The 13854-nt window shown below is 76.4% G+C and carries 10 protein-coding genes; 2 read left to right on the forward strand and 8 right to left on the reverse strand.

Features of this window, described 5'->3' with window-relative positions:
• Nucleotides 1–25 precede the first annotated feature (25 nt).
• Complete coding sequence (locus AES38_RS02880; protein ID WP_053773701.1) at nucleotides 26–1936, reverse strand: LamG-like jellyroll fold domain-containing protein; 1911 nt, start codon at nucleotides 1934–1936, stop codon at nucleotides 26–28.
• 128 nt (nucleotides 1937–2064) lie between these two features.
• On the opposite strand from AES38_RS02880, the gene AES38_RS02885 reads away from it, so the two are divergent.
• Nucleotides 2065–2685, forward strand: a complete 621-nt coding sequence (locus AES38_RS02885; protein WP_174775882.1) for an HD domain-containing protein — start codon at nucleotides 2065–2067, stop codon at nucleotides 2683–2685.
• 47 nt (nucleotides 2686–2732) lie between these two features.
• Here the strand turns inward: AES38_RS02885 and AES38_RS02890 are convergent, their stop codons facing one another.
• From AES38_RS02890 to AES38_RS02910, 5 genes are all read right to left on the reverse strand, one after another.
• Complete coding sequence (locus AES38_RS02890) at nucleotides 2733–4271, reverse strand: glycoside hydrolase family 28 protein (protein ID WP_053773703.1); 1539 nt, start codon at nucleotides 4269–4271, stop codon at nucleotides 2733–2735.
• Nucleotides 4272–4374: 103 nt separating this feature from the next.
• Nucleotides 4375–6480: a YhgE/Pip family protein gene (locus AES38_RS02895; protein ID WP_053773704.1), complete on the reverse strand. Its 2106-nt coding sequence runs from the start codon at nucleotides 6478–6480 to the stop codon at nucleotides 4375–4377.
• Nucleotides 6477–7145, reverse strand: coding sequence for a hypothetical protein (locus tag AES38_RS02900; protein ID WP_053773705.1), 669 nt, complete (start codon nucleotides 7143–7145; stop codon nucleotides 6477–6479). Before AES38_RS02900 ends, AES38_RS02895 begins: the two co-directional genes overlap by 4 nt.
• Nucleotides 7142–7798 carry a TetR/AcrR family transcriptional regulator gene (locus tag AES38_RS02905; RefSeq protein ID WP_053773706.1) on the reverse strand — a complete coding sequence of 219 codons (657 nt, stop codon included), beginning with the start codon at nucleotides 7796–7798 and terminating at the stop codon, nucleotides 7142–7144. Before AES38_RS02905 ends, AES38_RS02900 begins: the two co-directional genes overlap by 4 nt.
• An 81-nt stretch (nucleotides 7799–7879) precedes the next feature.
• Nucleotides 7880–9145 (reverse strand): AraC family transcriptional regulator, encoded by a 1266-nt coding sequence (locus AES38_RS02910; RefSeq protein ID WP_053773707.1) that lies wholly within the window; start codon nucleotides 9143–9145, stop codon nucleotides 7880–7882.
• Nucleotides 9146–9456: 311 nt separating this feature from the next.
• On the opposite strand from AES38_RS02910, the gene AES38_RS02915 reads away from it, so the two are divergent.
• Nucleotides 9457–9660, forward strand: a complete 204-nt coding sequence (locus AES38_RS02915; protein ID WP_043671955.1) for a hypothetical protein — start codon at nucleotides 9457–9459, stop codon at nucleotides 9658–9660.
• A 25-nt stretch (nucleotides 9661–9685) separates the two neighbouring features.
• On the opposite strand, the gene AES38_RS02920 is transcribed toward AES38_RS02915, so the two are convergent.
• The gene (locus AES38_RS02920) at nucleotides 9686–12673 is read right to left on the reverse strand and encodes an AAA family ATPase (RefSeq protein WP_053773708.1); all 2988 of its coding nucleotides are present in this window, start codon (nucleotides 12671–12673) and stop codon (nucleotides 9686–9688) included.
• On the reverse strand, nucleotides 12673–13836 hold the full coding sequence (locus AES38_RS02925; RefSeq protein WP_053773709.1) for an exonuclease SbcCD subunit D: 1164 nt from the start codon (nucleotides 13834–13836) through the stop codon (nucleotides 12673–12675). The genes AES38_RS02920 and AES38_RS02925 overlap by 1 nt, the downstream gene beginning before the upstream one ends.
• Nucleotides 13837–13854 lie beyond the last annotated feature (18 nt).

Genomic DNA, 13854 nt, shown 5'->3' on the forward strand with positions numbered 1-13854 from the left:
CCCGGGCGGCCGCCCTCCGTGGTCCCTACGCGTTCATGAACTCCGAGGGCTTCAGCGCGCGCTCCACGATGCGCACGTCGCCGATGGATCCCGGGAACACGTGGTCGAGCTTCCCGCCGTAGAGGTTGCCGCCGACCAGCCACGACCTCCCGGCGGACGCGAGGCCGCGGTTCGGCGTCGTGGGGTTCCGCACGACGGGGTTGCCGTCGACGTACATGGTCGTGTGCTGGCTGTCGTTGACCACGGCGACGTGCCACCACGTGCCCGCCGGCAGCTCGTGCGACCAGTTGGTGAGCGATCCGTCCTGGCTGGTCGGGTAGACGCACCACTGCATCTCGCGGCTCCCGGAGACGGTGAGCACGACGGCCGGCTCGTCCGGGTCGCCCGAGGCGGTCGCCTTGCCGGCGTCCTTCGCAGAGGCCGACTGGGAGATGATCGAGCTCCAGGCGTCGCCGCCGCCGTAGCCCTCGGGGATCCGCAGGTACGCCTCGAACGTGTAGCCCTGGCGGAAGGTCGCGGCGTCGAGCGGGGCGCCGTCGACCGTGCGGAGGTGGTCGCCGGACGCCTTGCCGCCCGTGAGCGTCAGGCTGCCGGCGCTCGGCGAGTCGTCGTGGTGCTCGGCGGAGAAGCGCAGCGACCCGGGCGCCGCACCCGCGCGGCCCGCGACCACGAGGTCGTTGCCGTGGCCGGAGGCGTCGGGGATGCGCGTGCCGGTGCCGAGCGCGGATCCGTCGGCGTGCCCGTCGAAGCGCCAGTACGCGACCGTGCCCGGCACGAGCATCTGGGCGGCGGGCCGGGCGGCGCGCACGGGCACGGGCGCGAAGCCCGCGAACCGCTGCTCGAAGTCGACGCTCACCGTGAAGCGGTCGACGTCGCCCGACAGCTGCGCCTCCTCGTCCGCGAGCTCGTTGCCCGTGCCGAGGCCGCCGCCCAGGATGAACGGTGACAGCGTCTCGACGTCGATCGCGTTCCGCTCGAGGTCCACGTGGTAGAGCCGGATCATCGCGGCGCCGCCGTAGTAGCGGTCCTGGTAGTTCACGAGGTGCAGGTCGACGTCGTGGCCCGCGCGGTTCTCCATCGTGGTGCGGCCGGGCTTCCAGTAGTGCCCGTTGAGGGTGAGGAAGATCTGGTCGTGCTGGGAGATGAAGGAGTCCCAGAGGCCACGGCCGTAGTCGTCGAGCACGGCGGATCCGTCGGGCTTCGAGTCGACGATGTCGTGCGCCGTGAGGATCACCGGCAGCGTCGGGTGCGCCGCCAGCACACCGCGTGCCCAGTCGACGCCGCGGGCGCTCGTGCGCCAGTCGAGCGCGAGGACGAGCCAGTCGCGCCCGCCCGCCGTGAAGGTGTGGAACGAGTTGTAGCCGTCGGGGCTGGATCCGCGGTAGCTCGGCGACCTCCGGAACCGCTTCGGGCCGAACGCGTCGAGGTAGGGGGTGCGGCCGCGCTGGTCGTCGCTGTCGCCGGGGACGTCGTGGTTGCCGGCGAGCACGCTCCACGCGGCACCCGCCCTGTCGAGCAGCGTGAACTGCGCGCTCGCCGCCTGGATCTCGTCGGCGGCGCCGTTCTGCGTCACGTCGCCGAGGTGGGCGAGGAAGACGATGTTGTGCCGGTCGCGCTCGGCGAGCACGTACCGGAGCGACGCCTCGAGCGGCTCGGGGTGGATGGCGGCGCCGTCGAAGAGGTACTGGGTGTCCGGCAGCACGGCGATCGTGAAGCGGGGCGACGCGGTGTCGGGCTTCCAGCGGGCGCCGGATCCCTGCTGCGCGGCGGGCGCCTTCGCCTTCGCGCTGTCCGCGACGTCGGCGCCGGTGGCCGCGTCGGCGGGGAGCGCCCCGCCGAGGCCGGCCACGCCGAGCGCACCGGCGGCGCCGCTCGTGATGAGGAAGCCGCGCCGGGAGAGCGCGGACGGGGGAGTCGGGTTCGGGTCCTGGGTCACGGACGATCACGGTAGGACGGGCGGGTGAATGCCGTGCGGCGGCCCGGTGGACGCTCGGCGGCACGTGCGGCTCGCGTTCGCCACCTGCTCGGTCCGGCCCGGCGCGGATGCGACGGCGGTCCCGCCGCATGCCAGCATGGGCCATGCGCATCGCCGACTTCCCCGTGCCCGACACGGCCGCCGCCCGCGGGGCCCTCGAGCTCGCGACCTCGTACCAGTCCGCCGCCATCACGGCCCACGGGATCCGCTCCTGGCTGTGGGCGGAGGGGTTCGCCGCGGTCGAGGGGCGGGCGGACGTCGACCACGAGCTCCTCTACGTCGCGGCCGTGCTGCACGACATGGGCACGGTCGCCGAGTTCGACAACCGCACCGTGTCCTACGAGCACGCGGGCGGGCACGTGGGCGTCGCGCTCACGGCCGGCGCCGGCTGGCCCGCGGAGCGCCGGCAGCGCGTGCTCGACGTGATCGTGCGGCACAACTGGCCCGCGGTGGATCCGGCGCTCGACGTCGAGGGGCACCTCCTGGAGATCGCGACCGGCCTCGACATCTCGGGCGCCCGACCCGACGCGCTGCCCGAGGGGTACCTGCGCGAGGTGCTGCGGGCGCACCCGCGCGGCGCGCTCGCCGCGGAGTTCGGCGCGTGCGTCGTCGACCAGGCGGAGCGGAAGCCCGAGACCGCCGCGCGCCGGCTCGTCGACGGCGGCCTCGTGCGGAAGCTGGCGGAGAACCCGCTGGAGCGCCTGGCCTGATCCGACCCGCGGGATGCGGCTCGCACCCGGCGCTCCAGCGGGCGGTGTCAGGGCGCGGTGGGGGCGAGCCCCGACAGGAGCGGGAACGCCGGGAACGCGCACGTGGGCGCGGCACCCGCGCTCGCCGAGGCGGTGACGTGCACGTCCGCCCGCTTCGAGGTGAGCGGGGATCCGCCGAAGGTCGCGCCCGCCGTGGCGATGTCCGCGTAGGCGGCCGTGACGGACGGCGCGTCGACGGCGACGCGGGAGAGCGAGACGCCGAGCCGGTGGTCGTCGTCGTACCCGGCGAGCGTCGAGACGGCCTTCGACGGGGAGTCCACGGCGCGGAGGCCGTCGACCACGATGTCGCTGAAGGACGGGATCGCGCTGCCGGTGCCGCCCGCGTAGTGCGTGTCGAACACCACCGGCGCCTGGGTGCGGCTGAGGCAGACGTCGCGGTAGGTCACGCCCGTGACCGGGCCGCCCACCAGCGGGTTGCTCTTGATGCGCACGCCGGCGCTGGAGGGGCTCGCGGTGCCGTAGGCATCGGTGCCCGAGACGGTGGATCCCGTGACGAGCACGTCGCTCACGCCGGCGGTCACCTCGCTCCCGATCGAGATGCCGTGCGTGCCGTAGAAGTGGCTGTCGATGATGCTGATGTGGCTCGACGCGCTCGTGCCGCCCTTGATCGCGATCCCGTCATCGCCGTCCGAGACGTACGAGTGCGCGATGGTCACGTCGGTCGCGCCCGCCGGGTCGATGCCGTCCGTGTTGCGGGCGGTGGCGGGCGTCTGGATCCGCACGCCCCACGCCGTGAAGCCGTCGGCGTCCTGGAAGGACACGTGGAACTTGGGGGCGTCGACGAGGTCGACGTCGTGGAGCGTGAAGTCGTCGGCGCCGGTGGCCTGGATCAGCCGGGGCTCGTTCTGCGAGCCGCCCGCACGGGCCTGGTCGGAGAGCTGCCACCAGGTCGTCGTGCCGCCGAGGATCGCGTGGTCCCCGCGCCCGTCGACGCGTCCGCGGCGGGCGTCGAGGCCGCCGCGGGAGGCGACGCCCGCGTGCGGCGCGGTCGCGGTGATCAGCGCCGCGCAGCCCTTGCCGGATCCGCCGATGGTGCCGCACCTCGGCCCCTTCGGGACCTGGTAGTCGGCGGGGTTCCTGGACCCGAAGAGGGTGACCGCGGGATCCAGCACCAGCGTCTCGCCCTGGCGCAGCTGCAGCGGCCCGCTGAGGAAGCTCGCGCCCCGGCTCGAGGAGGCCAGCCGCACGGACACGACGGCGGTGCCGGACTGCGCGCAGGAGTCGAGCGCGGCCTGGATGCGGGCGGTGTCGGGCGCCGCGGCCTCGTCCGCGGCGGACGCGGAGCGGTCCGGCATGTCGAGCTGCGCGGCGACGGTCGCGCAGGTGGTGGCGGGGGAGACGGGCTCGGTGACGGTGCGGCGGTCGCCCGTCGCGCCGGTGGCGGAGGCGGATGCGGGATGCCTCGTGGTCGCGGCGGCGGGCGGATGGGCGGCCAGGGCGGCGGGCCCGGCGAGCGTCACCGCCGCGAGCGTGCCGGCGACGACGGCGGTGAGGGCGAGGGTGCGGGCAGCGGTTCGTGATGGCACGGGGTTCCTCTCGGATGGCGACCCGCCAGGCGCACGGCGCGCCATCCCGTGAGGGGCGGGTCGCGCGAAGGCTAGGCCTGCCGCGCGTCCCGCCGTGCGCGCTCTACCCGATGAGCGACGGCCGCAGGTCCCGCAGCGTGCGGTGCGAGGTGATCCGGATCGCCCCGGCCAGCGCCACCGCGAGCCCCGCGACCAGCCACAGCGCGAGCACGCCGGCGTCCATCGCGGCCTTGCCGAGGTCGCCGCCGTACATGAGCTGCCGGAGCGCATCCACCGCGAAGCTCATCGGCAGCACGTGGTGCAGCGCGGCGAGCGGCCCGGGGAGCGTCTGCCAGGGGAACGTGCCGCCCGCGGTCACGAGCTGCACGACCATGAGCACGAGGCCGAGGAACTGGCCGACGCTGCCGAGCAGCACGTTGAGCGCGAGGATGATCGCCGCGAACGTGATGGAGGCGAGCACCATCGTCCCGTACATGGCGAGCGGGTGGGCGATGCGGAAGCCGAGCGCCCCCGCGACGATCGCGTAGAGCCCGGCCATCTGCACGACGCCGAGGAGCGCCGGCGTCAGCCAGCCCGCGAGCGTGATCCGCAGCGGCGCCTTGCGGGCCGTGATCGCGCGGCGCGACAGCGGCTTCACGATGAGGAACAGGGCGTAGATCCCGATCCACGCGGCGAGGCTGATGAAGAACGGCGCGAGCCCGGCGCCGTACTCGCCGGCCTGGGTCACGGCGTCCTGGCGGAGGGCGACCGGGTCGCCGATCGTGTCGGCCTGCGCGCCGCGCTGCGCCTCGGTGGACGCGGGGATCTGGTCGAGCCCCGAGTCGAGGCCGTCGCGGAGCTTCGTCGTGCCGTCCTGCAGCGTGCCGAGGCCGGTCGCGAGCGAGGTGGCGCCGTCGGACGCGGAGTGCGCGCCGGTCGCGAGGGTCGCGCTGCCGTCGGCGGCCTTCGCGATGCCGTCGGCGAGGGCGGGGGACGCCTTCGCGAGCGCGTCGGCACCGTCGGCGACCTGACGGCTGCCCGAGGAGAGCGTGCCCGCTCCCGTCGCGAGCGCGGCGGATCCGGTCTGCAGCCTCCCGGCGCCGTCGGCGACCTGCGCGCTGCCCTGGGCGACCTGCTCGCTGCCGGTCGCGAGCTTCTGGAGCTGCGCGTCCAGGCCGTCGGCCTTCCCCGCGGCGCCCGTGATGTCGGTGCCGAGCGCGTCGAGCTTCTGGAGGGCCGCGTCGATGTCGGCCTGCGGGATCCCGGCGTCCGCCATGCGCTGCTGGATGGCGGCGCGGATCGTCGGCACGCGCCCGGCGAGCTGGTCGACGCCCGAGGTCGCGGTCGATCCGAGCGCCGCGATCTGCGCGTTCCCGTCCGCCACCTGCCGCGCGCCCGATGCGACCTTCTGCGCGCCCGGCGTGAGCGCGGCGGCGCCCTTCGCGAGGTCGTCCGCACCGCCGGAGAGCGTCGCGGCGCCGGAGGCGACCTGGTCGGCCCCGGTCGCGAGCCTCTGCGTCTGCGCCGGCAGCTGCGCCGTGCCCGTGCGGAGCTGCCCGAGGCCGGACGCGAGCGTGTCGGCGCCCGTCGCGAGCTCCGCGTTCCCGTCCGCCAGCGCGTCGGCGCCGGAGCGCGCGGTCGCGGTCCCGTCGACGAGCTGCTGCGCGCCGGACGCCGCGTCGCCGAGGCTCGAGCGCACGTCCGCGAGCCCGAGGAGGAGCTTGCCCGCGGCCTCGGTGCCGACGCGCGAGGCGACCGACTTCGTGATCCGCGCGCCCGCCTGCTGCGCGATGGTGGTGGCGAGGTAGCTGTTGGCGTCGTCGGTGGCCATGACCACGCGGGCCTGCTGCGGATCCGTGCCCGAGGACGACGTGAGCGCCGCGGAGAAGCCGGACGGGATCGTCAGCGTGAAGTCGTAGGTGCCGTCCTCGAGGCCCGTGCGCGCCTCGGCCGAGGAGACCTCGTGCCAGTCGAAGGAGGCGTCGTCGAGCACGTCCTTCGCGACGTCGGTGCCGTAGTCGACCGGCTTCCCGTCGACCGTGGCGCCCTGGTCGGCCACGACGAGCGCGGCGGGGACCCGGTCGAGGCTGCTGTACGGATCCTGGTTCGCCCAGAGGTACAGGCCGCCGTAGAGCACGGGCACCAGCACGAGCGCGACGAGCGCGATCTTCGACATGGTGGTGGCGGTGAGGCGCGTCAGCTCGGCGCGCACCAGGGGGATCAGTCTCATCGGGTCTGCGTTCCGTCGATCGAGGGGGTGGGGGAGTCGGGGGTGGCGATCGCGTCGTCCGCGGGGAGCGCGGCGATCGCCTCGGCGGCGGCCTCGCTCGTGACGACGAGGACGCCGGTGCCGGATCGGGCGAGGACGCGGAGCACGCGCATCCACTCGCCGACCGCGCCGCCGTGCCGCTCGGGCGAGGTGACGACGACGGCCTCGACGCCGTCGCGCGAGGCGGCGAGCGTCGTGAGCAGCCGGATGCGGGCGACCGCGGGGACCGCGGAGAAGGGGGCGCGCGCGAGGTCGGCCAGCTGCTGGTCGTCGAGGATCACGCCGACCTCGTGCCGGCCGGAGCGGTGCCCGGCGAGCGCGAGCTCCTCGGCCACGACCGCGCGGAGGGTGACGTCGTCGGCGGGCTCGTTGATGCGCGGGGTGTCGACGAGCGCGACCCGCTCGGCGATGCGCGGGGCGACGCCCGCGGAGTCGTCGCCGTCGAGGGCGAGGGATCCGCCGTCGATGCGCATGCGGCCGGACGCGACGAGCGAGAGCACGGTCGGCCGCAGCTCGGTCTCGGCGACCGCGACCACGGGATCCGCGCCGCCGTAGGAGAGGGAGATGGCGGGCAGGGCGGGCGCGGGGCCGTCGCCGACGCGCGCGTCGGTCAGGGTGACGATCACGACGCCGCCTCCGCGCTGCGGGGCGTGACCTCGCGGAGCTCGGGGGTGGCGGCGATGAGGTCGCCGGCCGCGCGCCAGTCGAGGCCGCAGAGGGCGAGGGAGGTGAGGATCACGAGGGAGTGGCCCTCGGCGCGGCCGATGTCGCTGCGCGTCGCCTCGTCGAGCACCGCGAGCGCGCCGCCCTCGACCAGGCGCGCGAGCGTGGCCGCGGGGATGTCGCCGCGCAGCTCGCCCGCGGCGATCCCGCGCTCGACCACGCGCTGCAGCTCGGCCCGCAGCGGCGCCAGCTCGACGCCGACCTCGCGCGCGAGCGGGCCGCGCACGGCGACCCGCGCCATCACGCGCACCTGCTCGACCTCGGCCCAGAGGCGCGCGCCGATGAGGGCCACGTGGATCCGGCTGTCCTCGTGGGTGATCCCCGCCAGCGCCTCGACGATGCGCCGGGCGCCGCGCTGGAGCACCTCGCGCACCAGGTCGTCGCGCGTGGCGAAGTGCCCGTAGACGGCGCGGCGGCTGAGCCCGGCGGCGGTCGCGATGGTCTCGAGGGAGGCGTCCGGGTCGCGGTCGAGCGCGACCACGGCCGCGTCGACGAGGGCCTGGCGGTTCGTCGCGGCGTCCTTGCGGGGCGCGCGAGCGGAGGCGAGGGAGGTCATGCGACCAGGCTAACGATCCTGCACACGCGTGTGCAACTTAGCCGGGCGAGCTCCCAGCCCGGGGAGCGGCCGGCGCCCCGGTCAGCTCCGCAGGGTCTCGCTCGGCAGCTCGCCGAACGCGCTCGCGAACGACGCCGCGAACCGGCCCAGGTGCGCGAATCCCCACCGCTCGGCCACGCTGCGGACGGTCGTGGTGGCGGGCGTCGCGTCCAGGAGCTCCGCGCGCACCCGGCGGAGGCGGATCCCGCGCAGGTACTCGGTGGGCGTCTGGCCATGGTGGCGGCGGAGGGCCAGCTGGAGGACGCGCGTCGAGATCCCCGCGGCGGCCGCGGCCTCGGCGGGCGTGATCGGCAGGTGCGCGTTGTGGTGCAGGTACTCCACGGCCACGCGGATGTGGGCCATGCGGGGCGCGCGGAGCTCGTCGGGGAGCTCGACGTCGTCCCACGGGAACAGGCGGAGCGTGGCACGGGCGAGCGCCAGGTCGGCCTCGAGACGCATCAGGGGCGACGCGTCGGGGTCCGTGAGGACGGGCGCGGCGGCGGCCACCGCGCGGCGCCACACGGCCGCGGTCTCGGCGGTCGGCACGCTGCGGTGCTCGAACAGGAGCGGGCGGGCGGGGCCGTGGTGGAACTCGGTCGCGGTCTGCTCGAGGAAGCCGGCGTCGAGGTGCACGCAGTTCTGCCGGGTCGCGCTCGCCTGGTACTGGAACGGGCGGCCGGTGGGGAAGAGGAACGGGAGCTGGCCCTGGGAGGAGACGGCACGGGATCCGCGGTCCACGGTCATCCGCCCTTCGAGGAACCAGGTGACGACGTGCTCCGGGCGCTGCGGGCTCTCGGCCCACTGGGTGCCCGTGATGCGGGACGTGCGGAGGGTGACGCGCTCGCCGCCGAGGATCGCGTACCGGTAGGAGAAGGCGTTCGTGCGGCGGTCGGGGGCGAAGCGGATCCCCTCGAGGACCGCTCCGAAGCTGGCCGTGGCCTCGTCGATGTCGGCGCCGGACATGACGGCGCGGATGAAGGGCTCGGCCGGGGCGTCCGTCGGCTCCGGTGCCGGGGCGGCGGACGCGTCCGCGGGCGCCGGGAAGGCGGGGGAGGGGTCCGGCGCGGTGGCAGCGGGTGCGGGAGCGGGTGCCGCGTCGGGCTCGGCGGCCACGGCGACGACAGGTGCGGTCGGGGCCGTCGGCAGCGTCGGGACCGTCGCGACGTCGAGCGCGCCCGTGCCGAGGGGCGACGCGGCGACGGACGCGTCGGTGCGGATGGGAGCCGGGCTCGCGTCGCCTCCGGCGACGGTGGTGCGGGGGCGGCGCGAGGGGTCCCTCGTGCCCGCGGGGGTCAGCGTGGTCGTCATCATTCCTGCGGTCTCTGGGCGTCGTTCGTCTCCACCCTCCCGCTCATCATGCATGGTGCTCTCCGGGGAAGGCGCCTCGCGGGTCCCGGGAGGTGCCAGGTGCTTCGGCACGGCCCCGTGGGAGAGCGGGTCGACGCTCCGCGGATGTCCGCTGAGCGAAGGCGCGTCCCCCGGGCGCGTGCGCCGAGCGGACTCGAGCGCTAGCGCCCGCGCACCGGATCCGCACGGCCGGGGCGCCTAGGCTCGGGGCGTCCGCGCATGTCGGCACCCACCCGCATCCACCGCACCACCGCACCACCGAGAGGCGCCGCATGACGAGCGACCGGTCCCTGGCCTTCATCCTGCTGCGCTCGTGCCTCGTGATGGTCGCGCTCGGCTTCGTCACCGTGCAGACGGGCGGCGGCCTCGGGATCGTGGCCGTCGTCGCGTTCGTGCTCGCGGCGGGCCTCGGCGGCGGCGCGACCTTCTACTGGCGGCGCCACCTCGCCGCGAAGCGCCGCGACCCGTTCAGCTGATCCGAGCGGCGCGGCACGAGCCGCCTCACGCCGGGTCGGTGACCGTGGACGTGAGCGTCGACGACCCGTCCGCCCTCCGCCGGACCTCGATCCGGTCGGCCACGCGCTGCTTCAGCTCCTCGACGTGGCTGACGATGCCGACCGTGCGGCCGTCGGACGAGAGCCGCCCGAGCTCGGACATGACCGCGTCGAGCGTCTCCGGATCCAGCGTGCCGAACCCCTCGTCGACGAAGAGCGTGCCGAGCTGCAGCCCGCCGGCCTCGGCCTGCACCACGTCGGCGAGGCCGAGCGCGAGGCTGAGGGACGCGTAGAACGTCTCGCCGCCGGAGAAGCTGGCGGGCTCCCGCACGCGGTCGACGACGTGGTCGCGGATCTGCAGCGCGAGCCCCGTCTTCCGCGACCTGCTCGTCGCCTCCCGCTCCTCGCTCACCTCGAGCTCGTAGCGGCCGCTCGACATGACCCTGAGGCGCGCGTTGGCGGCCCGCACCACGTCCTCGAAGCGGCGCAGCAGCACGTAGGTGCCCAGGGTGACGCCGCGGCTGTTCTCCGGGGTCGTCGCGTTGGCGACCTCCGACATGCGGATCGCGGCGCGCGCCTGGTCGCCCGCCCGGGCGCTCTCGCGGCGGGCGTCGTCGTGGCGGGCGAGGGCGGACGCGCTGCGGTCGGCCCGGTCGCGGGCGCGGGCGGCGCGCTCGGCGCTGGTGCGCGCGGCGGCCTGGGCGGCGTCGAGGGCGGCGCGCGCGGCGTAGGGATCCGCGTCCTCGGCGCCCGTGAGCGCCGCGACGTCCGGATCCACCAGCCCCTCCGCGACCACGGCCTGCTCCCGCTCGTGCTCGGCGACCCGGCGGGCGTGCGCCTCGAGGTCGGCGGGCGGCAGGGCGGCGGCGCGCGCGTCGGCCTCGGTCGCGAAGGACCCCGCGGCCAGGGCCTCGACGAGCTCGGCGGCGCGTGCGTCGGCGTCGGCGGCCGTGCGCTCGCGGGTCGCGGCGAGGGCGACGAGGCGCTCGACGAGGGCGCGCTCCGCGGCCCGGTCGGCGACGAGGGCCGCGACACGGGAGCCGCCCGCGTCCTCCTCGCCGAGCACCGCGCGCACGGCCGCCTCGTCCTCCGCGCGGAGCTCGCGGGCCCGGGCCGCGCGCTCGCGGAGCCCGGAGAGCGCCGCCCGGGCGTCGTCGCGGCGGGCGCGGATCCGCTCCGTCCCGGCGTCGTGCGCCACGAGCGCCGCCTCCGCCTCGCGCAGCGCGCCGCCTGCCGCCTCGGCGTCCGCGAGCAGGGTCGCGCGAGCCGCCACCTCGGCATCGGCGGCCTCGCGCGTGATCCCGCCGAGCGCCGCCTGCGCCACCTCGTGCCGCGCGGTCGCCGCCGAGAGCGCGGCGACCGCGTCCCCCTGGGCCCGCTCGGCGCGGGCGCGCGCGTCGGCGGCCGCCTCGATCTCCTCGTCGTCGGGGTGGCCGGGCGCGCTCGGGGCCGGCCGCGGGTGGTCGACGGCGCCGCACACGGGGCAGGGCGCGCCCTCCTCGAGCTCCCGCGCCAGCTCGCCCGCCAGCCCCCGGATCTTGCGCTGCCGCAGCTCCGCCTCGCGCTGCACGGCCGCGGTCGCGTCGGCGGAGCGCGCGTCGAGGGCGGCGCGGGCCGCGGCGATCCGCGCCTCCAGCTCCGTCAGCTCGTCCACGCGCCGCCGGGTCGCCTCCGCCTCGGCCAGGCCGGCGCGCGCGGCGTCGACCCCGCCCGCGGCGGCCGCGGCGGCGTCGCGCGCCTCGACCAGCGGGATCCGCTCGGCCGGCCGCTCCGCGAGCGCCGCGTCCGCCTCCTCCGCCTCCGCCTCGCGCGCCGCGACGGCGTCCTCGGCCGCGCGCACGTCGGCGACGCGCCGCGGCAGGCCGCGCTCCCGCGCCTCCGCGTCGGCCAGCGTCGCCAGCTCGGCCACGAGCGCGTCACGCCGGTCGGCGAGCTCCGCGGGTGGGGCGTCGGCCAGCGTCGGCCGCTCCTCCCGGCACGCCGCGCGGGCCTCGTCGTCGGCCTCGGCGGCGGCGAGGCGAGCCGCCTCCGACCTGTCGCGGGCCGCGAGCGGGCCGACGACCGACGCCGCGCGCCGCGCCTCCGCCACGCGCTCCGTCAGATCCCGGATCCCCGCGGCCGCGTCCTGCACGGCCGCCTCGCGCTCCATCAGCGCCCGTCGCCGGGCGAGCGCCCGGGTGACCCGCTCGGCGTCCGCGAGGGCCGTCGCCGCGTCGTGCCGGGTCCGCTCGTCCTCCTCGCGCGCCGCCTCCGCCGCATCGGCCAGCTCGGCCAGCAGCCGCACGGTGTCGGGCGCGTCGGCGACGTCGAGCGCATCCACCCGCGCCGCCTCGCGCAGCCCGGTGAGCGCCTCGGCGACCCTCGCGTCGGCGGCGTCGGTGCGCGCCTTCGCGGCCGTGCGCATCTCGGCGAGCTGCCTCGCGGTCCGCTCGTACACCGCCGTGCCGAACAGCGACTGCAGCACGAGCCGCCGCTGCTCGCCCGTCGAGCGCAGGAACTCGGCGAACTCGCCCTGCGGCAGCACGACGGTCTGCACGAACTGCGCGCGCGTGAGCCCGACGATGCGCGCGATCTCCGTGCCCACCTCCTGCGTGCTGGTGCCGACGACCTCGCCCGCGTCGGCGTCCGGCGACGACAGCCGCACGAGCGTCGCCGTCGCGTTCTGGTTCGTGGTGCCCGTGCCGCTCCTCTTCGGGCGCTGGTGCTGCGGGCTCCGACGCACCCGGTGGATCCCCGCGGCCGTCTCGAACACGAGCTCCACGTACGGCTCCACGCCGGGTGCCGCGTGGTGGCTGTGCAGGCGGTCGCGGCTCGACCCGTCGCTCGCGAGCGACCCGTAGAGCGCGAACACGACGGCGTCGATGAGCGTCGACTTGCCGGATCCGGTGGGCCCCTCCAGCAGGAACAGCCCCGACCGCCCGAGCTCGGCGAGGTCGATGACGTGCTCGCCGGCGAACGGCCCGATGGCCTGGAGCGTGAGCCGGTGCAGGTCCATCAGGCGCTCCGGTCCGCGGCCAGGGCCTGCTCGTGGGCCTCCCGCAGCACGAGCGCCTCGGCCTCGGTGGGCGGCGCCCCGGTCGCGTACGCGACGAAGTCGGCGGCGACCTCGAGCGGATCCGTCGTCGCGTCGACCACGCGCGACCGGACGCCCTCGACGCGTCCCTCGGGCTCGTGCAGCACGACGAGCGCGTGCGGCAGCGCCTCCCGCACGCGCGCGACGAGGTGCGGCGGGTGCACGGGATCGGTCACGTGCACGCGCAGCCACGCGTCGGCGAGGTCGGCGTGCCGCCCGTCGACGATCTCGGCGAGCGTCCCTGTGACCTCCGCGAGCCGCCGCGGGACGGGCGCGTCGATCAGCTCCACCGCGGTGGATCCGTCGGCCGCCAGCTCCACGAGCGCGCTCGACTTCCGCTGCATCCGCTCCCCGAACGAGAACGCGAGCGGCGAGCCGCTGTACCGGATGCGCGGCCGCCCGGATCCCGCCCCCACCTCCTGCGCCCCGTGCAGGTGCCCGAGTGCCACGTAGTCCGCGCCCCGGAAGACCGACGCCGGCACCTGGTCGAACCCGCCCACGCGGATGTCCCGCTCGCTCTCGCTGGGCGCGGCGCCCGTGACGAACGCGTGCGCGACCACGACCACGCGCGCGTCCGGCCGCTCGGCGGCGTCCGCGCGCACGCGGTCCATCGCGGCGCCCAGCACGGCCTCGTGCGAGCGGGGGAGAGGAGGGGAGCCGGGCGCGGCGAGCGACGCGCGCACGGCGTCCGGATCCAGGTACGGCACCCCGTAGAACGCGACGGGCCCGTCGGCGTCGTCGATGACCACGGGCACGTCGAGCGCCTCGGCCGACGCGAGGATCCGCAGCCCGTCGCGCAGCAGCGCCGACGCGAACCCGAGCCGCGCGGCCGAGTCGTGGTTGCCGGGCGTGACGATGACGGTCGCGAGCGCGCTCAGCCGCGCGAGCGCGTCCCCGAGCAGCCGCACGCTCGGCACCCCGGGCACCGCGCGGTCGTAGACGTCGCCCGCGACGAGCACCACGTCGACCTCCCGCTCGCGCACGAGATCCACGAGGTGGTCGAGGAACGCGGCGTGATGCGCGTGCAGGTCCTCGCCGTGGAGGGTGCGCCCGAGGTGCCAGTCGCTCGTGTGGAGGATGCGCACGCGGGTCCTTCCTCGGGG

It is taken from the genome of Clavibacter capsici, assembly GCF_001280205.1.
Classification (GTDB): Bacteria; Actinomycetota; Actinomycetes; order Actinomycetales; family Microbacteriaceae; genus Clavibacter; species Clavibacter capsici.

What these genes read in the sequence shown, in the direction of transcription:
- AES38_RS02895 (WP_053773704.1), bottom strand. Translation starts at nt 6,480, where the DNA reads ATGAGACTGATCCCCCTGGTGCGCGCCGAGCTGACGCGCCTCACCGCC.
- AES38_RS02915 (WP_043671955.1), top strand. Translation starts at nt 9,457, where the DNA reads ATGACGAGCGACCGGTCCCTGGCCTTCATCCTGCTGCGCTCGTGCCTC.
- AES38_RS02905 (WP_053773706.1), bottom strand. Translation starts at nt 7,798, where the DNA reads ATGACCTCCCTCGCCTCCGCTCGCGCGCCCCGCAAGGACGCCGCGACG.
- AES38_RS02920 (WP_053773708.1), bottom strand. Translation starts at nt 12,673, where the DNA reads ATGGACCTGCACCGGCTCACGCTCCAGGCCATCGGGCCGTTCGCCGGC.
- AES38_RS02885 (WP_174775882.1), top strand. Translation starts at nt 2,065, where the DNA reads ATGCCAGCATGGGCCATGCGCATCGCCGACTTCCCCGTGCCCGACACG.
- AES38_RS02910 (WP_053773707.1), bottom strand. Translation starts at nt 9,145, where the DNA reads ATGACGACCACGCTGACCCCCGCGGGCACGAGGGACCCCTCGCGCCGC.